General features: G+C 71.4%; 1 protein-coding gene. It reads right to left on the bottom strand.

Going from position 1 to position 1,275, the window contains the following annotated elements:
- Window positions 1–75: 75 nt before the first annotated feature.
- Window positions 76–1,194: an LLM class flavin-dependent oxidoreductase gene (locus LCE31_RS39680; RefSeq protein ID WP_225023149.1), complete on the bottom strand. Its 1,119-nt coding sequence runs from the start codon at window positions 1,192–1,194 to the stop codon at window positions 76–78.
- Between the last annotated feature and the right edge of the window lie 81 nt (window positions 1,195–1,275).

Here is a 1,275-nt window from a genome sequence, read left to right as displayed (position 1 = left end):
CCTGGGGGGAGGCGGGTTCAGGGGTGGGGCAGCCGCGGGCCGTCACCGCGGCGTCGCGCACCGGGCTCACCGGGCTCACCGGGCTCGCTGAGTTCCGAACGCCGGGATGATGTTCTCCGCGACCTCGTAGGCCCCTTCGAGCAGCGGGAGCGAGTCGAGGATGAAGATGTCGACGCCGGCGGCGTGGTACTCCTTCAGCCGCTCGGCGATGCTGTCGTAACCGCCGACCAGGGCCATCGGCGGTCCTTGCTGGAGCAGCGAGATCCCCGGCCAGAGGTGTGCGTCGTGAGCGAGGTCCCGGGCGGCGGGCAGACCACCGTCCCTGAGGACGTCGAGGGCCTTGGACGGCAGGTGCGCGAAGACGCGCGACTGGGTGACGGAGGTCCCGCCGCCGTTGCCGCCCTTCGCGATGAGGCCCAGCTTCCGGTCGAGGGTGGCCCTGCTCGTCGCCGCGAGCAGCCGGTCCGCCTTGTTCCAGGCGTCCGCGTCGGTGGCGCCCGTGATCAGCGAGGCGCGCAGGCCGATGCGGGGCGACCTGCCGTGGGCCGCCGCCCGCTCCCCGACGGCCGCCGTCTTCTGCCGGAGCTGCTCCAGCGGTTCCGCGAAGGTGAGGTAGGCGTCCGCGAACCGGCCCGCGACGTCGAGGGCCTTGGGCGACGATCCGGAGAACCACAGCGGGATGTGGTCCCGCCGCGGTGCCACCCACGGGTTGCCGCGTGCGTTCTCCACGTCGACGTAGCGGCCGCGGTAGGTGACGGTCTCGCCCGCGACCAGCCGGTTGAAGACCTCCCAGTACTCGGCGTGCAGGTCGTAGCGTTCGTCGTTCTCCAGCCGGATGCCGTGCTGGCGCCATACGGGCGTCTCGGAGTTGATGACGTTGATCATCAGCCGGCCGTCGAAGAGGTCGTCGAAGCTCAGGGCCATGTTGGCGAGTTCGGTGACCGAGGTGAACTGGGGGCGCAGGGCGAGCAGTGGACGGAAGCGGCGGGTCACGGCGGCCGCGGTGGTGCCCGTGACCCACACGTTGTGCCCGGTGGTGGACAGGAGGGCGCCGCTGTAGGGCAGTCCGTCGAGCGCGGAGGCGAGGGCCGTGACGTCCGGGAGCCGGATGTCGCGGCGCCCCTCGGGCTCCCACGGGTAGGGGCCGTCGTGCGTCACGTAGTACCAGAGGAATTCGGGGTCGGGACGACTCATCGGTGCGCTCCTTGCGGGCGGCGGCGGTTGGGGACGAGGGGGCTGATGATCAACGTCATCAACTCCGAGACGCCCGTATGG

It is taken from the genome of Streptomyces sp. 8L (genome assembly GCF_020176795.1).
Lineage (GTDB): Bacteria > Actinomycetota > Actinomycetes > Streptomycetales > Streptomycetaceae > Streptomyces.
The sequence above is the reverse complement of the archived record's forward strand: the minus strand, read 5'-3'. Positions and strand labels throughout refer to the sequence as shown.